The sequence below is a fragment of the Marinoscillum sp. MHG1-6 genome (assembly GCF_024714475.1).
In the GTDB taxonomy this organism is placed as follows: Bacteria; Bacteroidota; Bacteroidia; order Cytophagales; family Cyclobacteriaceae; genus JAMZMI01.
In genome coordinates this window covers 511,484-532,056 of record NZ_JAMZMI010000002.1, presented here as the reverse complement: position 1 = coordinate 532,056, position 20,573 = coordinate 511,484, and the positions used below count along the sequence as shown (strand labels likewise).

At 42.6% G+C, this 20,573-nt stretch carries 15 protein-coding genes; 5 read left to right on the top strand and 10 right to left on the bottom strand.

Annotated elements, in window-relative coordinates; all coding sequences use genetic code 11:
* Positions 1–4 precede the first annotated feature (4 nt).
* The 3 genes from NXR94_RS06030 to NXR94_RS06020 are packed head-to-tail and all read right to left on the bottom strand — an operon-like array spanning position 5 to position 4,092.
* Positions 5–1,126 (bottom strand): FAD-binding oxidoreductase, encoded by a 1,122-nt coding sequence (locus NXR94_RS06030; RefSeq protein WP_258103691.1) that lies wholly within the window; start codon positions 1,124–1,126, stop codon positions 5–7.
* A gap of 1 nt (position 1,127) precedes the next feature.
* Complete coding sequence (locus tag NXR94_RS06025) at positions 1,128–2,405, bottom strand: glycosyltransferase family 4 protein (RefSeq protein WP_258103690.1); 1,278 nt, start codon at positions 2,403–2,405, stop codon at positions 1,128–1,130.
* Between the two features lie 52 nt (positions 2,406–2,457).
* Positions 2,458–4,092, bottom strand: a complete 1,635-nt coding sequence (locus NXR94_RS06020) for a VRR-NUC domain-containing protein (RefSeq protein WP_258103689.1) — start codon at positions 4,090–4,092, stop codon at positions 2,458–2,460.
* A 57-nt stretch (positions 4,093–4,149) separates the two neighbouring features.
* On the opposite strand from NXR94_RS06020, the gene NXR94_RS06015 reads away from it, so the two are divergent.
* Complete coding sequence (locus NXR94_RS06015) at positions 4,150–4,851, top strand: hypothetical protein (RefSeq protein WP_258103688.1); 702 nt, start codon at positions 4,150–4,152, stop codon at positions 4,849–4,851.
* Here NXR94_RS06015 and NXR94_RS06010 read toward each other — a convergent pair.
* The 4 genes from NXR94_RS06010 to NXR94_RS05995 all read right to left on the bottom strand — a co-directional run bounded on the left by NXR94_RS06010 (position 4,848) and on the right by NXR94_RS05995 (position 10,632).
* Entirely contained in the window at positions 4,848–5,462 is a 615-nt protein-coding gene (locus NXR94_RS06010) for a GDSL-type esterase/lipase family protein (protein WP_258103687.1), read from the bottom strand. The genes NXR94_RS06015 and NXR94_RS06010 overlap by 4 nt on opposite strands.
* Positions 5,443–7,407, bottom strand: a complete 1,965-nt coding sequence (locus NXR94_RS06005) for a cyclic nucleotide-binding domain-containing protein (RefSeq protein WP_258103686.1) — start codon at positions 7,405–7,407, stop codon at positions 5,443–5,445. Before NXR94_RS06005 ends, NXR94_RS06010 begins: the two co-directional genes overlap by 20 nt.
* Positions 7,408–7,556: 149 nt before the next feature.
* Entirely contained in the window at positions 7,557–9,827 is a 2,271-nt protein-coding gene (locus NXR94_RS06000; RefSeq protein WP_374987998.1) for an ATP-dependent helicase, read from the bottom strand.
* Between the two features lie 250 nt (positions 9,828–10,077).
* Positions 10,078–10,632: a TIGR00730 family Rossman fold protein gene (locus NXR94_RS05995; RefSeq protein WP_258103685.1), complete on the bottom strand. Its 555-nt coding sequence runs from the start codon at positions 10,630–10,632 to the stop codon at positions 10,078–10,080.
* 79 nt (positions 10,633–10,711) lie between these two features.
* Between NXR94_RS05995 and NXR94_RS05990 the strand changes: the two genes are divergently transcribed.
* The gene (locus tag NXR94_RS05990; protein WP_258103684.1) at positions 10,712–11,695 is read left to right on the top strand and encodes an aldo/keto reductase; all 984 of its coding nucleotides are present in this window, start codon (positions 10,712–10,714) and stop codon (positions 11,693–11,695) included.
* 14 nt (positions 11,696–11,709) lie between these two features.
* Here the strand turns inward: NXR94_RS05990 and NXR94_RS05985 are convergent, their stop codons facing one another.
* On the bottom strand, positions 11,710–13,263 hold the full coding sequence (locus tag NXR94_RS05985) for a bifunctional GNAT family N-acetyltransferase/carbon-nitrogen hydrolase family protein (protein ID WP_258103683.1): 1,554 nt from the start codon (positions 13,261–13,263) through the stop codon (positions 11,710–11,712).
* A 112-nt stretch (positions 13,264–13,375) separates the two neighbouring features.
* Between NXR94_RS05985 and NXR94_RS05980 the strand changes: the two genes are divergently transcribed.
* The 3 genes from NXR94_RS05980 to NXR94_RS05970 all read left to right on the top strand — a co-directional run bounded on the left by NXR94_RS05980 (position 13,376) and on the right by NXR94_RS05970 (position 18,794).
* Positions 13,376–14,749, top strand: a complete 1,374-nt coding sequence (locus NXR94_RS05980) for a cystathionine beta-synthase (RefSeq protein WP_258103682.1) — start codon at positions 13,376–13,378, stop codon at positions 14,747–14,749.
* Between the two features lie 213 nt (positions 14,750–14,962).
* Positions 14,963–18,166, top strand: coding sequence for a M43 family zinc metalloprotease (locus NXR94_RS05975; protein ID WP_258103681.1), 3,204 nt, complete (start codon positions 14,963–14,965; stop codon positions 18,164–18,166).
* A gap of 55 nt (positions 18,167–18,221) precedes the next feature.
* Positions 18,222–18,794: a nitroreductase gene (locus NXR94_RS05970; protein WP_258103680.1), complete on the top strand. Its 573-nt coding sequence runs from the start codon at positions 18,222–18,224 to the stop codon at positions 18,792–18,794.
* On the opposite strand, the gene NXR94_RS05965 is transcribed toward NXR94_RS05970, so the two are convergent.
* On the bottom strand, positions 18,791–20,068 hold the full coding sequence (locus NXR94_RS05965; RefSeq protein WP_258103679.1) for a hypothetical protein: 1,278 nt from the start codon (positions 20,066–20,068) through the stop codon (positions 18,791–18,793). The genes NXR94_RS05970 and NXR94_RS05965 overlap by 4 nt on opposite strands.
* A gap of 78 nt (positions 20,069–20,146) precedes the next feature.
* Positions 20,147–20,329, bottom strand: a complete 183-nt coding sequence (locus tag NXR94_RS05960; RefSeq protein WP_258103678.1) for a hypothetical protein — start codon at positions 20,327–20,329, stop codon at positions 20,147–20,149.
* Positions 20,330–20,573: the final 244 nt, after the last annotated feature.

Below are 20,573 nucleotides of genomic sequence, written 5' to 3'. Positions count from 1 at the left end.
ATTTTTATAATCCCGATTCTAAAATTCGCTCAGATAGCTCTTCACCAACCATACTCCCGATCGCTACGCCCATTCCTCCTAGTCTAATGCCGATAAAACAATTTTGATCTATTTTTTGGATTATGGGAGACTTGGTAGCACCGAAGGCCATAATTCCCGACCATGTTTGCTCAATTGAATATTCCTGATCAGGTATGATCATTTCCTGAAGTAGCATCTCCAAATGATTCAGAATCCTCTCATTCGTGCCAAATTCAGTTGTTTCTTCCTCTTCTAACGCCAGGTTTCTTCCCCCGCCCAGAATGATTCCTCCCTTAAAATCTCTGAAATAGTTGTAACCTTCATCGTAATGAAAGGTGCCTTCAAATTGGAGCTTTTTAGTTGGCTTGACATACATCACAAGCCCCCTTCCGGGCTTCAGATCGATGTTGGAGGTTATAAACTTATTACTAAAAGCATTGGTGCAAATCGTGAGATTTTTACCCTGAAAGTTCAATGAGTTGGTTCTTACCTCAATGAAATTGTCTTGATTTTCGAAGTGGGTAACCTCAGCGCCCGTGATCACCTGAACCCCTAAACGCGAACAATATTGCCAAAGGGAATGAAGAAGTTTGCCGGAATGAAGCTGAGCCTCGAATTCATTGTAGATCAGATGCTTTACTCTCCTTAACCCAAAGGGTGAGATTTGATCATCCTTTTTATGAAACACGGGTTGGCCAAAGATTGGACGGATCAATTCGTTAGTGTCTTCAATTTTATCCAGAAGAAATTCCTGCGATTCGGTGATGAGTTCGTATCCTCCTTTTTTCTCAAGATCGATCGTGTTGGCCCCAAGTCGTTCAATCATCATTTGAAGCCCTTTCCACCGTTTTTCCACGAGCTCAACCATTCCCTCTTCGCCAAGAGTATGCCTGTCATTTAGTAATTCGGAGACACTTCCAAAGCATGCAAAACCGGCATTCCGTGTGCTTGCTCCAGTGGGTATAAGCCCTCTTTCCAGAATTAAAACTTTAAGTTCGGGATGTTTTTCCTTAAGACTAGCTGCCGTAGAGAAACCGGTGATCCCCGCTCCAACGATGATGATATCGAAGGATATAAAGGATTCCTTTTCCCATAGACTGATCATATTATGATGCGTAAGCTTTTTCGATGATTTTGGCTGATTTTTCCCAACTCAACTTTGAAGCCTGTGAAAGACACAGGTCGACGACCTCTTTTTTGTAAGGAACATCTTTTAGCAGTCGGCTTGCCTTCTGGATAAAGTTGAAAGTATCCCAGAGTTCAATCTGTACGAGGCCCGGGACGAATTCTGATATGCCCGTTCCTTTTGCTGCGAGTACTGGCACCTTATTGAGAATAGCTTCCAGAATAACCAAACCAAAAGGCTCCGCATAGGAGGGCGCGATTAACAGGTCAGCTTTCTGAAGCTGTTCCAGTGCTTTTTCTCTTACTAGAAAACCGGGGAATTCAAATCGGTCCGAAAGGTTAAGATGGTTGACCTTTCGGATGAGTTGTTCTTTTAGATAGCCATCCCCAATCATTATGAACTCGTAATCGCCTCCTTTGTTGAGCAGCTCACGAGCAATATCCACGAAGACAAAAGGGCCTTTTTGGTGGGTAAATCTCCCAACGAAAATGATTGTCTTTTTCTTTTTGGTTGAAGCTTTTTTGACCGAGGCCAATTCTTCCTCGAGGGCATTGGGTACAACTACAATTTTCTTTGGGTTGATTTTGTATTTAGAGACGATGGTGCGCTTGACCATTTCACTCACACTGAAGATTTTGGTACTGGCCTCAAAGCCCAATTTTTCTTCACGAATGATATCCTCCTGAGCGTAGCTGCCATTCCTATCGTACTCGGTGCTATGACAATGAACATAAAGTGGTAATCCGGTTTCTTTAGCGCATAATGCACCTGCTTTGAAGACAACCCAGTCATGTGCGTGGATGATGTCATATTTGTTTTTAAGACAATGCTGTGCCGCTAGCAAGGCATACTTGGATGTTTCACTAAGAAGGTTTTTGGTGTATTCACCTGTTAGCTCCACTTTGTCGAGTAATGCTGATTCTTGCTTATCCTCCAGTTTTTCAATGACAATTTGTTTTTTTCGTGCTATTTCAAATACTTCTGCTGGCAGGTAGGGAATAAGCCTTTTGGCTACCTCTGTTTCCCTGATTATTTCGGTCACTTTGACCTCTTTTTGCCACAACTTAAAATCCAATGAAATGGCATTTGAGTCTATTACCTTGAAAGGTTTGTTTTTATGGGCTCTGTTCTTTTTTGGAAGTAAAAATTCTACTTTGTGACCAAGATTAACCATTCCATTGGTAATTCCTTCACTGGCAACACCTAAACCTCCGGAAATAATGGGCGGGAGCTCCCACCCGAGCATCAATATCTTCATTCAATTTTATTTGTCCTGAATATAAGGATTATTTGGTACTGAAATTTAGCCATCAGAGATATTTGATTCTCATGATATCTGCATTTATGTTTTCAGTATCAAAGAAGTCCAGCCAAAAGAGCTGTTGAGCCGAAAGGTGGTCATTGGGGGACTTGATTTCGTAGAAGTGATACTGCTTTGACTTCCATACAAAAAGGTCGGGAAATCCTGCGCTATGATCTTTCATATTCCTGGCCATTTCCAACAGCACCTTTTTAAGCCCTTTTAGGGGAAGGAGCTCTACTGCTTTGATAACGGCCATCAGCAAGTCTTCATGCCAAACCACGAGGGGATTGTTGATGTTTTCTTTGCTGTAATAAGTCTCTGTCAGGTGATTTGCGAGCTGTTTTTTAGATCGAAACGTTTTAAGCTTCTCTCGAAGGGAAGGTTCCTGCTCGATGTAGAATTGTTCTGAACGGAGGTCTGAAGGCCCTCTTTCCAATGGATGGTGGAAGGTGGCACTGGATACGTCGAACAGCTCTTGCCAAAAAGTAAGTCCGAATAGTCCACGCCAGAGAAAGTTTTCACTATGCAGGCCTTGATATCCCTGATCTTCTAAATAGACCAGGGCTAGTTGTTCAACCCTCTTATTACTATCTGATTCAATCTCCACAACGAGTCCCTGTTTAATTCGCTCAGTGGTGCTTCGTAAAGTTCTGGCTCCTGTTTTGGCCAGAAAATCCTTCGCAAAAGTAAGCTCGGTAGCGTTGTAGGGTTTTTCTAATACAAATGAAGCCAGATCAATTGCCTCATCTTTCATCCCCAACTTATTGTAAATCCTAATTCTGCGTTCACGTCCGGGATGTTGATGTGCCAGCTCATAGTAGGTGATGGCTTCCTGAAAGTATCCAGATTTCTCAAAATATTCTCCCAAACGAAGCATGAGGCGATTAGCTGGCTTACGTGCATTTCTGTAATTAATGATACGACTCCAGTTGATGGGAGAAATAAGGTCGAGCACTTCTTCGGGTAAACCGAAAGAAATCAATTCTTTGATAAGCCGATTGAGTTTTGATAGCTCAAAAATGGCGCTAGCTTCCTCGTGACAATCAAACCAGGGCTTGAAGGTTCGGCCTTCGTGATCTTCCAGTTTAATATTTCCAATGTCCCGGATCACAAACTCGGTCATCATGCCATGATTATGTCCGAAGAAGAGGAGTTTCAGAAAGTCTACCTCTTCTTGTCTGACAAAATGAATAATGGTTTCCTTTCGGCTAAGCAGTTGGTAATCCTCTGTAGAGGCATGCTCTGCAAGAAATTCAAGGATTTCGTCTTTTTTAAGCTTTTGAAACTCGTAGTCCGGGAAGATTTTTATGAGCTCATTTTTGGTAAACAGGTTGAAGAGTAGCGGGTCAATGGGAGGGTCCAATGATGCGAAATCATTCTCGATTAATTCTTCAATACATTGCCCAATGTTATCTATCTCCTCATAACTAAATTTCGAGAGTCTGAAATATTCACCCTTTCTATTGGCCATACGGATCATCGTGCATTGGGAGTTTTCATCTAACTGTTTATAACAGTGAATGAAATTTTCTCCAACATCACCTAGTAGATGGCCCGAGAACTCAGTTACAAATTCAATTAAGTAATTGAAGTAATCGAGGTAATATTTGGGAGGGAGTATGATGGGTTCTTTGTCCGGCATATTTTATGACGATAGCAATAGGCTTTGTAATATTGCGGTGACCAAAACCAGCCCTTAGTGCGATATCTTCTTTTAGTAGTTAATCTATTCGTTATTACCACACTATTTGCTCAGCAAAGGTACATCTCCAGCGGCATTATTGCTTTTTCGGGAGGAGCCTATGAACGAGCCATTCGTGATATTAATCTGGCTCTAGAGAATCCGGGAGCCTTGTCCCTTGATGATGCCTCCAAGTCGTATTTCTACCGGGCAGCTTCTTACATTCGCCTTGCAAGAAAGGGAGCTTCCAGTGATCAGGGAAATGTAGCGCTGTTTTTATCAGCGTACAGTGATCTGAAGAAGGTTCGTTCTTTTGGAATACCTTCATGGGTTGAGCGTGCGAGCAAGGAACTGTATGATATCTATCCAGAATTAAAGAAGCAGGCTGAGTTAGCCTATGCCAATTCGCAAAATGTCTCAGATTCGTTAGCGAGGTGGGCATTATTGTCGCGATCATTAAACTATTTGAAGGCAGTTACTTTTATCGGACCCACCTGGGAAACTAATGAGTTAATGGGGAAAGTTTACCTGGGTTTAGCCACTATAGCAGCTCTCGAAGATCAGGAAACCGGTAAAAGATACTACAATGATGCGATTGAATCCTTTGAGGCTTCCTACAAGAGCAATAATGAATGTGATTGTGTCGAGGGACTATTGGAGGCATCCAGGAAAATTGGTGACAAGGAGAGAGTGGAGCGGTATGCGGTTGTGGAAAACTAAATACCGAAGTATTTCCTGATCACTCCTTTCCAAATTTTATATCCCTTCTCATTTAGGTGTAGCTGATCTTCAAGATAAAGTTCAGGCCGGGCAACTGCTCTTTCATTGAGCATGGAATCAAAGACATTTATTTGACCTGTTTTGGGCAGAGTCTTCAATTCTTTTCGGATGAGATTATTCGTGAGAATAATCTTCGGTTGAAGAAGTGTTCTTATCGGGCTCGGTTTAATCGTTATCACTGATATCGGTGTCTTGGGAAAATCCGTCCTGGTAAGCCCAACCAATTGTCGAAATTTCTTCAAAACCTTGTCAGGGGAAAGGCCATTGTCAAGATCATTGTCCCCACAATAAAAAACAATATGATCCGGCTTTTTCAGCTTGCTGAAAAGACGTTGATAATAATGTACACACCATCCAAATGAGGATCCTCCGAAACCCAAATTGATCACATTCAAAGGTGATAGATCTTCTCGCATGGTTGTCCAAAGGCGGATGGAGGAGCTCCCATAAAAAACGATAAGATTCTTATCATCCTCAAGTTCGTCCAGTTGATTCTCCAACGAGATAATTTCGTCTTCAAACATGTTTAATTCAATTGCTTTTTCTCCCATATCTTGGAATGCTAATCGGTTCGTTGGCCTGATCTGCAGTCAACTCTACATATTCCCTAAACTTCTCCCTTAATTTGGTAAGGAAAAGCTTCATCTCATTTTTATCTCCAGCCTTGCTTATATACTCACTTACCCTAAATGGCGGATTGATGATCACTGAAAAAGTGTTCTTTCGCACCCGTTTGTCAAAATTCGCAATTGAAATCGGTATAATCAATGGTTCCGGGCGAGTATTCAGAGCAAGTCTAAAGGCACCTGCCTTAAATGGTCCGGGAGATTCCTCTGTTCCAAATGAGGTTCCTTCAGGACTGATCAATAAATTAACGTTTTGTTTCAAATAGGCGCCAGCTACCTCATAGAACTCCTGTCGCTTTTTCTCGCGATGCTCTTTAGTGTTCATTTTGGGGTCTGATTCATTCGTGAAAACATCAATATGCCCAAGCCGATTGTAGTAATCCTGGTGACCATACTCGCCTCCTCTTCCAATCCGTACAATCCGTATTCCGGGATCCCCATATTTCTTCATGAGTATTTCTGAACTGATGAAGTGGGAGTCCAGGGTGATTTGGAAATTGTTCGGAAGTGTATTGAAAGGGTGGTTTCTTAGATGGTTGTAAATAAAAATATGACCTGGCTCATCAGGGAGATTTTCCCATCCCTCGATGACGGTTTTTGCATTTGAAAACACTTCGCTGAATGCATATGCACAATGTTTCCGCACTTCCGAATGCGTCCAGTCATCCGGAGAGTTAGTGACTTCTTGATACACATTGACCAATCCATTGTAGAAGTTAAGTTCCCGGGTCACCTCTACCACCGTGTCCAGACAAAGAGCCGCGATGTTTTTTTCTTGTGGGTCCCCTTTACGCTTCAAATTCTCCAGTATTTGAATGCCATTTTCAATGGTCAGCTTGTTCTGAAGCAAATGAGGAACCTTATGTAATTCAGAAGTCAGTTTGAGGTTCGTGCTGTTTTGCTCAATCAAATTGCTAATAGCAATGATCTCATGATTGAACTTTGCTGAAATCAAACGGGCCCGTATGGCTTGAAGCTGGTGACCTATCAACCAAAGCAGTCGGTAATGAAATTCTCTTGAAAACTTTAGATCCTTTTTTGCAAACCAGTTCAGAGATTCGATTGGGATCACATAAAGAACAGTTTCCTGCTTGGCGGTAGCACTTACCAGTGTTTTAGCACCAATAGAGGCGGACCATCCAACCATAAACCCTGGAGTTACCAGGTTTCTAAATCCGATCACACCCCCATTTTGATCTCTATAAGAGAAAGTAACCTTTCCCGAAACGAGTATATAAATGCCATCCGTTTCTGTGCCCTGCTCATAAATGACATCATTAGTTCGGTACTGTCTTCTTTCCAGGTGTCTGGCTAGAAACTCCAATTGATCTTCCTCAAAAATTTCGAAAAAAGGAGACTGCCTTAAAAACTGAACGATGTCTTCTTCTTCCGGAAGTTTGGTGCTTTGGTATTGTTCTACGGCTGCATTAATCTGATCACCATAGATTCCCGATGCCATGGTGGACAGTAACTCAGTTGCTTCCCTGATTAAAAAGGTACATCGTGAACAAATAAGGTTAATCAGGCTAATGCTCACACTGTCGTCGAGAAGCTTTTCTTCCAGGACAGAAAATTCCCAGCATAACAGGCGAGCATTTTCTGATGAGACAATTGCTGTTGTGGCATATCTATTGGGTGAGGTGAGCGCACTCCAACCGATAGGAGTTAGCGGCTCCTCAGTTTGTCCCACCATTAATTCTTCGGTACCTTCTTCAACTTTCAGAAAGAAACTTACTTTCCCTTCCAGCAAGAAATAGAAGTAGTCGGCTTTGGCAAATTGCTCGCTAAGCACATCACCCTCGTTGAGAGTAATTTCGTGTGCCTCATCATATATGGGACCCAGTAATTCAGGTTTTGGCAGGCTGAGCATTCAGAATAAAATTTTGATGCTAGCAATTTTAATTCTTTTTTATGCTAATATTTCAATGAATAGCATTAAAATTTAAATGAATTGCCGTGTTTTTGCGTTTTTATTGAAAATTACAACAAAAGCACGTAAAAGTTCTACGTCAAAACGTATCAGTCAACAATCCGGAGCTTCGCAAAGCTCAAAAGCAGTGTCTTTTCCCCTGCACTGTCAAAGTTAACCTTTGCTTTTCTGTTGGACCCTTCTTCGTCAATTTCGCTAACGGACCCAAAACCAAATTTCGGATGCTCTACTTTCATGCCTACTGTCAAAGTAGATGTGTCTGAGGGCTTGAAGTCAGGACTTGGGGTATGGTTGACTCGTGTTGCAAATTGCCTGTTGGCCTTATCTTTTTTGAGGTTGGATACAAAGTTTTTGGTAATGTAGCTGTCAGCTGATGATAACGGCGAGGTTGTAGAGAACTTTTTATTCACCTTGAGATAAGCCGGATCGACTTCTTCAAGGAATCGACTGGGTTCACAATTTTTGAGGGTCCCGAATCGATATCGGTTGAGGGCATAGCTCAGATGCAGTTTCTTTTTGGCTCTGGTGATCCCCACATAAAAGAGTCGTCGCTCTTCTTCCAGATCTGTACGGCTGCTGAGCATCATTTGTGAAGGGAAGAGCTCTTCTTCCATGCCCACGACGTAGACATAATTGAACTCAAGACCCTTTGCACTATGGATCGTCATCAGGGTGATAGCTTCTTCGGGATTTTCAGATCGATCCTCATCTGTTAGCAAGGTCACTTCCTGTAAAAAAGCACTTAAGGTTTTGTCCTCCCTCTCAGGGTCATCTGTGAACTCTTTGATGGCGTTGAGTAATTCCTGGACGTTTTCATAGCGGCTTAGGCCCTCTATGGTCTTATCTTCGTAAAGCTCCTTCATGAGACCGGATGTTTTTGCTACGTGTGCCGCAGTCTCGTAGGCATCCTTCTTTTCATTGGTCAGCCGAAAGCTCTTAATCAATGTTGCAAAATTTTCAACCTGGGTGCCACCACGCCCACCCACATGGCTGGTTGCTCTGTCAAGAATGTCACTAAGTGGCACATTGTTCTCGTTAGCCGCTACCACAAGTTTTTCGATCGTACCGGGTCCGATCCCTCGCTTAGGTAGGTTGATAATTCGTCGCATGGCCTGCTCGTCATTGGCGTTGACGATATACCTAAGGTAAGCGATAAGGTCTTTGATTTCTTTTCTTTGATAGAAGGAGAGGCCTCCCACTACCCGGTATTTGAGGTTGTTGCGACGAAGGGATTCTTCTATGGCTCGAGATTGACTGTTGGTTCGGTAAAGTACCGCAAACTCATTATTACTAGCCTGTTCCTTCATCCTGGTTTCGAAGATGGAGGAGGCTACAAGCTTGCCCTCTTCATTGTCGGAGGTCGCTTTGATCAGGTCGATCAGTTCACCATCCTCGTTATCAGTCCAGACATTCTTCTTAAGCTGTGCCGTGTTCTTAAAGATCACTGAGTTCGCAGCATTCACTATCGTTTTGGTTGATCGATAGTTCTGTTCCAGTTTGATAACCTTCAGATCAGGATAATCGCGCTCGAAGTTGAGGATGTTTTGGATGTCAGCACCACGGAAGGCATAGATACTTTGTGCATCGTCACCCACTACAGCTATATTTTGTCGAACGGCGGCCAACTTTCTCGCAATCACATATTGTGAGATATTGGTGTCCTGAAACTCATCAATGAGCAGGTAATGGAATCGCTGCTGATATTTGTTGAGTATGTCTATATGATCTCTGAAAAGGATATTGGTCTGATAGAGGAGGTCGTCAAAGTCCATCGCATCTGCCTGAAAGCATCGCAGCGAGTAGGCCTTGTAAATTTTCCCCATCTCCGGTCGGCGGTTGGCTGCATCATCCTCTGCGTAAATCGGATCGTTGAGGTATTGTTGCCAGGAGACCAGTCTGTTTTTAGCTGCAGAAATACGATTGTAAACAAGATTCGCCTTGTACAACTTGTCATCCAGTTTCATCTCCTTCACGATCTGTTTGATCAGCGTTTTGGAATCATCTGTATCATAGATGGTAAAGTTGCTGGGGTAGCCTAGCCGACTCGCTTCAGCTCGAAGAATTCGGGCAAAAACAGAGTGAAAGGTTCCCATCCATAGATTTCTGGCTTCTGCGCCTACAATAGCTTCAATCCTGTTACGCATCTCTTTGGCCGCCTTATTGGTAAAGGTCAATGCCATGATATTAAAAGGATCCACCTTGTGGTGTTTCATTAAATGGGCAATACGATAGGTCAAAACACGTGTTTTCCCTGAACCCGCACCTGCAATAAGCATAGTGGGCCCTTCTGTATTGATTACTCCTTCAAGTTGTGGTGGATTTAGCTCCCTTAGATATCCGTCCAGTTCTTCCCTCGCCATTTGGCAAATCTAGTTTTTATCGTTCATATGCCCGGACGGAAATCCCGTGAATTATACGAATTGATAGATGCTATTGAGCACGATGAATGAAAGCAATAGAATGAAAGCAACGATCTCAAAGAACAGTAGTAGGTTATTCCATTTGAGGTTTTGTTTTTTCACTTTCGACTATTCCTATTCTTTCACTTTGTAGGTGGGCCAAAGTTAAGCAAACATTAAATAATCGTGACCGTGGCTAAATGGAACATTCTTACATCTCCTGAATGAAGCTTTCCACGATGTATTTGGCAGAATCTTTTACGATAATCCGATCCCTAATGTCAGCGGATAAAAAATTCTTTTCGACCATTTCATCCAAAAAGGAAATCATAGCGTCAAAGTAACCAAGGACATTAAAAAAGCCACATGGCTTGTTATGATAACCTAATTGCTGCCAGGTGTAAACCTCAATGATTTCCTCCATCGTGCCAATGCCTCCGGGCAGGGCGACAAAGCCATCGGACATCTTAGCCATTTCCGCTTTACGGTCGTGCATGGTTTCTACCACGATCAGTTCGGTGATGCCATCATGACCTACCTCCATATCCAGTATTTTGACAGGGATCACACCATAAACCGCTCCACCAAGCCTCATCACCTCATCAGCCAATATCCCCATCAATCCAATTTTACCCCCTCCGTAGACGAGATCAATATTTGAATCGACCATCTGTCGTGCTAATTCCTTAGTAGCTTTTTCATATTCAGGGTGATTACCTGTTCGTGATCCACAGAACACGGCGATTCGCTTCTTTTTTTCTTTCATCTCGAGAGATCGGTTTTCATGCCAGGGTCTTCAGGTTTTATCCTAGCTTTGAATTCTTTGGAACGAAAATACGTAAAACGTGCAATACAGAAAATTAGGAAAAACAGGATTGGAAGTATCTGAAATCTCTTTGGGAACCTGGCAGGTAGGCGGAGGCTGGGGTAGCGGATTTGATGAGAGAATAGCGAACGAAATCATTGAAACAGCCCTGGTGAATGGAGTGAATTTTTTGGACACTGCAGATGTTTACGATGATCAGAGCAGCGAAAGAGCTGTCGGCAAATATGTTAAAGCCAATCGATCCAAGCTATACATCGCTACGAAAATCGGCAGGAGAATCAGTCCGCATGTTTCAGAAGGGTATACGCCACAAATATTAGAGCAATATGTAGATGAAGCACTAAAAAATACGGGTCTCGAGTATCTGGACCTTGTGCAGCTTCATTGCCCACCGACACCTGTTTTTTACCGGGATGAAATTTTTCAGAAGCTTGAGGACATCAAGGCAGAGGGAAAGGTGAACCATTTTGGTGTGAGTGTAGAGAAGGTAGAGGAGGCGATGCAGGCCAGTAATTATGATGTAGTAGAGACGGTTCAGATCATTTTCAATATGTTCCGACAAAAACCACTAAAAGAGTGTTTTCCATTGCTAAAGGAGCGTGATCTTGGAATCATTGTGAGGGTTCCATTAGCGAGCGGTTTGCTTTCAGGGAAAATGAGTCCTGACCAAACTTTTAATAAAAACGATCACCGTCACTTCAATAGGAATGGAGAGCTATTCGATAAGGGCGAGACCTTCTCAGGTGTTCCTTTAAATGAGGGATTTAAGGCTGTGGATGAATTGAAATCAGGACTGAAAACAGATAGACTATACGAGGAGGCTTTGAGATGGATTCTGAGTTTTGAGGAGGTGAGTACGGTTATCCCCGGCGCTAGCAAATCCTCTCAGGTGATCTCGAATATGGATGTCTCAGGAAGGCCGAAAATGTCCATCGAGGAAATGAAGGTAGTGAAATCGGTGTACGACCGCTACATTGCTGAACATGTGGAGGAGCTTTGGTAGTAAACCAAAGCTCCTTATTTCTTGATCTTTACCTGGTACAGGTCATTACGCCTGTCCTTTAGGTTACGAACACTTCCAAACTCGTGTAGTTCTTTGAGTAGCTCAAGGTCTACATCACCTATTACAGTCATTTCCGTGTTCGGTGTTGCTTCGGCCTTGATAGCATTAGTCGGGAACGCAAAATCTGAAGGAGTGAAGATCGCGCTCTGCGCATACTGAATATCCATGTTATTGACCTTGGGCAGGTTACCTACACATCCTGCGATGGCAACGTAGCATTCATTTTCGATGGCACGTGCCTGGGCGCAGTATCTTACCCGGTTGAATCCATTTTGGGTATCGGTCAGGAATGGCACGAAAAGGATGTGCAAGCCTTGCTCGGCATATATTCGGCTTAGTTCAGGAAACTCTACATCGTAGCATATCAGAATCCCTATCTTGCCTGCATCCGTATCAAATACTTCTACTTTGTCGCCTCCGGTCATGCCCCATGAGCTGGCCTCTCCCGGCGTGATATGAATTTTAGAGGTGCTGTCCCAGGATCCATCTCTCCGGCATAGGTAGGAGACATTGTACAAATGATCTCCACGGGTTTCAGGCATTGATCCGGTGATGATGTTGACATTGTACGAAATGGCGAACTCTGTAAATTTTTCCCTGAGTGGCTCGGTGTATTTAGCCAGTCCCCGAATCGCTTCATGTGTACCCAGTTGATTGAACTCCGCCATAAGGGGAGCGTTGAATAACTCCGGAAACAAGATGAAGTCGGATTGATAATCTCCAAAAGCATCGATGAAGTATTCCATTTGTTCTACCAGCGCATCAAAGTCTGCAAAAGGTCTCATCTGCCATTGTACCAGTCCGATACGTACGTAGGTGCGAGGCACATTGATCAAAGCTTCATTTTCCTGGAAATAAATGTTATTCCATTCCAGAAGGGTAGCAAAGTCTTTCGATTGGGTATCTCCCGGAAGATAGTTTTTCAGAACCTTTTTGACGTGAAAGTCATTGGAGAGCTGAAAATTGAGGATTGGATCTTTGATCTCGCCATTGCGTACTTTGATGATGTACTGTCTTGGTGTCAGCTCATTAGCATGCTTGGCATAATTAGGTATTCGCCCTCCGGCAAGAATCGACTTCAGGTTAAGGTTTTCACATAATTCCTTACGCCCGTCATACAACCTCCTACCCAATCTGAGTCCTCTGTATTCAGGGTGAACGAAGACATCTATCCCATAGAGTACGTCTCCAAGTGCGTCATGAGTACTGAAGGTTTCTCCTCCCGTAATTTGCTGATAGGTGTGATTGTCGCCATACTTTTTGTAATCCACAATAATAGCCAGGGCTACGGCAACCATTTTCCCCTCAAGTTCTATACAAAGCTGACCTTCCGGAAAAATTTCCAGAAGTCTTTTGATGTCCATGCGTTCCCAGTAAGGATCCTTCACTTTACCGTAGACCTGGGTCATTATATCTCTCAGTTCCGGATAATCTGAGAGCTGAAGATGCCTTAAGTGCACATTTTGTGACTTTCCTTCCTGTGCCACGGGATTTTTTTGTTTTGTCATATTGTTAACCAGCAAGAGGTCAAAATGATTTAGAAGATACCGAAAAGATACTGTCGTTCTGGCTTCCGGGTTGCGAATTTCGATAACTTTAATTTGAAACATCATTATAGCCATGCATTACTACGAATCATTGATCGATACAATTGGGAATACACCGCTGGTTAAGCTGAATCGAGTGAATAAGAGTATACCGGGAACCATTTTGGTTAAGGTAGAATACTTCAATCCGGGTAATTCCGTGAAGGATCGAATCGCCTTAAAAATGATAGAAGATGCTGAAAAGGAGGGGGTGTTGAAGCCAGGTGGAACCATTATTGAAGGTACTTCAGGTAATACAGGAATGGGGTTGGCTTTAGTGGCCATAGCCAAAGGTTATAAATGTATTTTCACACTTGCTGATAAGCAGTCCCAGGAAAAAATGGATGTACTCAGAGCAATGGGTGCAGAAGTGATTGTGTGCCCAACGAACGTACCAGCTGATGATCCGAGGTCATACTATTCCGTGGCTAAAAAGCTTAATGAGGATATTCCTAACTCCTTCTATCCGAATCAATACCATAACCTGTCAAATACCGCTGCGCATTATGAGACCACAGGCCCGGAGATATGGGAAGATACTGATGGAAAACTCACTCACTATGTCGCAGGAATGGGCACTGGAGGGACCATCAGTGGAGCTTCTAAATACCTTAAGGAAAAAAATCCGAAGGTCAAGACTGTTGGTATTGACACCTATGGTTCCGTATTTAAGAAATATAAAGAGACCGGTGAGTTTGATCAGAAGGAGATCTACCCATATCTGACCGAGGGCATTGGAGAGGATATATTACCAGCCAATGTTGACTTTGATACAGTAGATCACATTGTGAAGGTTACTGATAAGGATGGTGCCATCATGGCTCGTAAACTATCCAGAGAAGAAGGCCTTTTTGTAGGGTGGTCATGCGGTTCGGCGGTTTTCGGTGCATTGGAGTATGCAAAGCAAAATTTAAAGGAAGAGGATGTGATGGTGATCCTTTTGCCGGATCATGGAACGAGGTATTTAGGAAAAGTCTATAATGACAACTGGATGAAGGATCATGGATTTTTAGAATCCAGAAAGTTTGCCACAGCCAAGGATATCATTGAACACCGGAATGGTAATGGAAGGCTAAAAACCATCAATAAAAACACTAAAGTTGGAGAAGCAATTCTGAAGATGAATCAGCTGGGAATAGACCAGATTCCAGTAGTGGATGGCGATGAATTTGTTGGTAGCCTAAACGACACGAAGGTCCTAAAGAGTATTTTGGAAAATCCGGATGTCAAAGATCAGCGGGTAAATGACATTATGGATCCCTGTTTCCAGTTCGTGGGGATGGACAATACGATCGACGTTTTATCCTCTCTGATTAGTAAGGAAGCTAAAGCCTTACTGGTTCGAGATGAGCAAAATGGTGTGCATATTATTACCCAAAGTGATCTTTTGATGGCAATGGCCAATTGATTAACTTAGATCATTATTAACTAAACTCTAACTCTTTACTTGCAATCCCGCTGTAAATTTCAGCGGGATTTTTTGTTAAACTTTTGAGGATAACGGATGGTTACTTAAGATCTGCTGGTCTTATTAATTTTGCAAGGGGTATGAGTTTGATAAAGCTCCAGGGGGTTGTTTAATAGGTCACTATTCATCGCGCTTTTAATCCTAATTGCAGGATTGAACTTTTCCTTTGGTCAGGATGAGGGTTGCGGGACGATTGTGGGTGTCAGACAAAGGAAGCTGCTTGAAGATTTTCATCCTGATCTCAACAAATCCTCAGCACGCATTGCGGCCTCAAATTCGGAGGTGGCCATAGTGGCTCATATTGTTACGTTGGATGATGGTAGTGGCGGTCTGACTGACGACGAGTTGGATTTGGCCATAGAAGATGTAAACGCTTATTTTTCCAGTGCAGGTTTACACTTTTTTGTTATTCAAAAGAACTACATACAATCCACAAAATATTTTGATTTGGTCACCTCAGATGAGCTGGAGATGACCTCTGGAAATGATATTGGCAATACTATCAATATTTATTTTGTAAACTCCATCGAAACTACCGAGGCTTTAGCCTTGTGTGGTTTCACTTACTTACCACTTGCGGGACCGGAGCGAATGGTAATGGATAATGACTGTGCAATTAATGGAAGTACCCTGCCTCATGAAATGGGACATTTCTTTTCTCTACTACATACCCATGGACTGACATCCAGTGGTACGGATGAGTTAGTGGACGGATCTAACTGTATTGATGCCGGTGATGAAATATGCGATACTCCTGCTGACCCGGTACTTTCTCTTAGCAAGGTGTCGACTTCCTGTGAATATATTGGTACGGAAACAGATGTGAACGGTGATCCATACCTTCCCAACGTTCGGAACCTGATGTCCTATGCGCCAAAGCAATGTCGTGATGAGTTTTCGGCAGAGCAATATGCGCGTATGAGTGATGCATATTTGAGTTTTCGGTCCAACCTATATTCAACCAGTGTTGTAGCCCTTTTGGAGGTGGAGGAACCCAGGGTATGTGTAGGGAACAGTATTGAATTCACTAACGCGTCATTGGCAGCGACTAGCCTGGAATGGACCTTTGAAGGAGGTAATCCACCCACCTCGACTGAAGAAAATCCAATTGTGAGTTATAATGATTTAGGTACCTACAATGTGCGTATTATTGCTACTTCCGCGGGTGGGGAACGAGATACACTGCTAATGCAAAACTTTATTCAGGTAGAGGCTCTTGAACGACCTCTTTTTGTGGATCGATTTGAGGATTTTGTTATACCCGGGATAGAAGTCATCAATCCCGGCATGGATACCACCTTTGTGATGATAGATTCGGTAGGATTTTCCGATAGTTATTCAGCCATGATCCCATTTTATAATTACCCAATGGCTGGGGAGGTCGATTACCTTAAGATGGGGCCGGTAAATACTGAGATCAACAAAGTGATAAATGTTGATTTTGAATATGCCTACACTTACTATGATGACGATGTCGAGCAGTATTATGATGAGCTTCAGATAGTCTATCGTTTCAACTGTGATAAAAACTGGACAATACTTTGGCAGGATGAAGGCGTCACCCTCGCCACTGCTGCTGCTACAAGTGCTCCATTTGTCCCTTCTGGTGCTGACTGGCGTCACGTGTCGCAGTCGCTTGTGGTGGCCGACTCAGTAAAATCAGTAGAAGTTGCCCTTAGGACGATCAATGGTTATGGCAATAATCTCTATATCGATGATTTCAACGTGTTTTCTGACTCCGAGGTGGATTTTGGAACGGTTAATATCAAAACCACCCAAGCCACCTGCCATGGAGATACTGATGGTAGTTTGAATATTAATGTTGATGGTCCCGGATCGTATAAATACAGCCTTGATAATGTGACCTATAATCCGAGTGGAAATTACAATGGTCTGGCTGGTGGTCAATACCTGATGTACATCGTGATGGATGATGTGGATACGCTTATGAAGTCTTTCACCATTGTCGATCCGGACTCACTGATAGCTGATTATCAAATTGATGTCCCTTCGTGTAGTTCCGGAGGAGCGGTCAATGTGATCGTTTCGGGGTCAGGCGGTACAGGAATCTATGAATATGCGCTAGATGGGGGAGCCTTTGGGGGATCATCTACTTTTACAACTCTGTCTAATGGGGCTCACACTGCTCATGTAAGAGATGTTATGGGCTGTCTGGGAAGTGTTGATTTTTCAGTTCAAACCTATGATAGTCTCATTGTGACAGGGACCAAGAGTGATATTCTTTGCTACGGAGCTAATGACGGCTTGATTACATTGGATGTCACCGGTGGATTAGGTGAAATAGTTTTCCTTCTAAATGGCCAGAGCTTTACGAATGTGACCGGGTTCTCCGGATTAAAACCGGGCAATTATGAGGTGGTTGTATCGGATGAAACATTATGTGAGTGGAGCAAGACTTTTCAAATTAGTGAGCCGGCTGAAGTTGATATTGTAATTGGTATAATAGATGTGGTATGTGCAAATAAGGCTGAGGGGTCCATTACGGCTATAGCTTCAGGAGGTAATGGAACTTTTCAATATTCCCTTGACACCGGACGAACATGGAATTCTTTGGGACAGTTTGCCGAACTATATAAAGGAGAATATACGTTGTTGGTGTCGGATAGCGAAGGATGTGAATATTTTGAAGAGGTGACGATTGACGGGCCTGATTCACTTTACGCGGAAATTGCAGTTACGAATGAAGAGTGCTATGGTAGTGGGTCGGGTAGCATATCAATATCACCTTCTGGGGGGACTACACCGTATTCCTTGTTCTTTGATGATGTCATGGTTGATAGTGTCGTTGTGGAGCTCTCATCCGGTAGCTATCTTTTCGAAATGGTCGATCAAAATGGTTGTTATTACAGTGAGCTGGTTAACATATTTTCGACATTCGATTCTATACCTACACCGGAAATTAGTGTGGAGGCTAACATTATTTCAGTTAATCCTCAACAAGATTATGAAATAGTATGGTACCGGAATGGCCAGTTCTTGGCAAACGAAAATGGCGAGCAATATGAGGTTCTACAGGGTGGGCTTTATGAAGTCGCCTATTTGAATGCCATTAACGGCTGTGAATCAATCGATGTGGGTTATGAAGTTCCGGAATTTAACAAACTGGCCAAACAAATAGCCGTTGGCCCGAACCCTGTCAAGCTTGAACTTCATTTTCTCATTCCTCCTATGCTTATAGGAGCAATCAACAGGATTAAGATATTTGATATATCGGGAGACCTTATTTTATCCAAATCTTATCGCGAGTCAATTGTATTGAATCAACCTCCCGGATTGTATTTTGTAGTGATCGAAGGCGAAGGATTTGTTCACCAGGTAAGGGTACTGAAAGAGTAGATGTTTTCACGAAATATCGCATGTTAGACAACCAATTTGTATCTAGTTTTGTCGCATGACTATTGAAGAAGTTCATCAACTGATCCGGACGAGAAGGTCGGTTTATCCACCTCAATATATTGAACAGGAAATACCAAAAGCGGTGTTGCAGAAGGCACTTGAAAATGCCAACTGCGCCCCTACCCATAAGCTTACGCAACCATGGAGATTTCGCGTAATGCAAGGTACTGCACAGAAACGCTTCGGGATTTTTATGTCGGAAAAATACAGGAGTATCACCTCACTCGAGACTTTTTCCATTGCCAAGTATGAGAAGCTGAAAATGAATCCACAAAAAGCAGGAGCGCTTATTGCCATTTGTATGCAAAGAGATCCAAAGGGGCGAGTTCCGGAATGGGAGGAAGTTGCGGCAGTCGCTATGGCTGTTCAGAATATCTGGCTTACTCTTCACGCATATGGTGTAGGCTCATATTGGAGTACTCCTGATTTGCTGGAATATTTTGGTGAATTTGAACCTCTTGAGGAAGGTGAGCAGTGTTTGGGGATATTTTATGCGGGATATTATAACGAGTTGCCTCGTGGCCCTAAGAAGGAGGTTGCGCAGAGTAGAGTAAAGTGGTTGGACTAGGCAGGGAGGTCTCTGGAGTAAATGTCAAGAATGGACTTCTTGATAGCTTGTTTCTTATAATGCTGTCTTACGAATCCTGCGATTAACAGGATTGTGAAAATTGAAGAAATGATGGTTATTAATGTGAGGTAGATGTTTTCATTTTTTGCTGAATTCTTTTCAACAAAAAATCCAGCAGCCAATACCTCCATTTTATATTGATCTTTCACTTTGATCATCTCATCCTGGAAGGCGAGAAACTTCTCGTTTTCCTCTCGATATCTTATAGCATTCTCATGAGATTTTAAATACTGTTCCTGAGCAAAATAGATGCTTGACATAACATCAAAAACAGTGTAATGGTCAGGCTTCAGGTCTACATTAGGATACAGGTCAATCGCACGAAGGCCCATTGCTTCAGCCATTTTCATATCGCCCGATATCTGATAAGATTCACTTAAGTTTAAAAAGACCATGAATCGCTCGTAATCATAACCGGTGGAGTTGTTCCAGATATCATTTGCCTTTAGGTAGGAGGTAATAGCTTCTTCTGTTTTTAATTCTTTGGAATAGGCATATCCTATGTTCTGCCAGGAGAGACCAACATACTTGATCAAATCAGGTCTTTTTGCAGCTAGCTGAATCAAATCTTGAAAATTTTCTCTTGCCGCATCCAGATGACCAAGCTCTATTTGAACTAAACCTCTTTCATTCAATAAATCCATTAACAGAACCTGATCGTCAACTTTCCTGGCTTGTTTGATACCTTCATTAATAAATGTGAGTGCTTGTGGATGTTGATGCTGTTCAATTTCCAATGAGGCCTTATTTTGAAAAATCCTTGCCATCATTTTATAATCCTGCATCCGCTCAGCTATTTCAAGGGCTTCATCAAAATATTTTGACGCCTGAGGATAAGCAAAGTGCTCCTTAAGGATAACTCCCGTATTTCTCATCAAAGTTAGGTATAGAGAGGTAGCCTCCCCGTCGGAGTCCTTAACTGGTTCCAGCACCTCCAAAGCTTTGAGGTAAAGCAGAAATCTTTTACCCTGCTCGTTTTGAATTTTATAAACCCATGCTTGAATGAAAATGGAATTAGCCTCTAATACTTCAAATCCTTGTTGATGAGCTAACTTTTCAGTCTCTTTTCCGATTAACAGGGCCGTTTGGGGGTCTGATTCAAATAGTTTGTAGGCAATACTATGCTGCTCTTGAATGCTCTTTTCAGAGGCGGCCAAAAGGACAGATATACTCAGGGCGAGTACGAAAGTAAGCAGTAAACGTAAAGAAATCATATCGTATAGCCTTCCCCTAATATAAAAAAAAGGCGGGTATACGTACCCGCCTTTTCTACGAACAAGGATATTTTTCGATTAACCGCCTCCTCCGGGAGGTGTTTCGCCTCCTCCGGATCCAGTTCCGCCACTACCATCAGGTGCTACCTGATCTAATTCTGAATTGATAACGATTTCTTCAAAGCCCTCATCGGAGGTGCATGAAGGAGCAATGATTGCTACAGTAAAAAGCACTGCAAAAATTGAAAGTAATTTTTTCATAATACTGATTGTTTAATGTTTGAATTCTCAATCAATATAACTAATTACTTCAATTAAAGCAAACTAAGTATCTGTATATCAGATAGTTATGATTCTTAACCTTTTGACAATAAGGAAGATAATACCTAATGGTTAAATGTTTACATTTACCATACTTATAGGTACTATTAACCAAAATGTAGCGAGAAATATTCCAAATCGAGGACCCGAAACACAGAAAACGTGTTCGGTTATGAAGGAAATT